1 pseudogene is annotated in these 232 nt (G+C 41.8%); it reads right to left on the minus strand.

Annotated elements, in window-relative coordinates:
- Positions 1-232: pseudogene (locus KVT27_RS26320) on the minus strand (PTS lactose transporter subunit IIC); the annotation flags it as partial.

The following is a 232-nucleotide window of genomic DNA, read 5'->3' on the forward strand; positions in this document are numbered from 1 at the left end:
AACGCTAATAATAGTGAGATGATTCCAAATGTTGCGCCCCAGACATTGCCACCAAACTGTGTCCATGTCTCATGTTTCCAAATGGCATCGAGTGCAATTTGATAAAATTTGATAGGCAAATTATTAATAAGTACAGCCAGTGATCCTACACTCGTCAAAGGCATGATCGTAATAAATCCATCACGAGTGGCAACTAAATGACGCTGATTCCCTGCCTTAGCAGCAACCGGTT

The organism is Lysinibacillus sp. GbtcB16 (assembly GCF_019091145.1).
Classification (GTDB): domain Bacteria; phylum Bacillota; class Bacilli; order Bacillales_A; family Planococcaceae; genus Lysinibacillus; species Lysinibacillus fusiformis.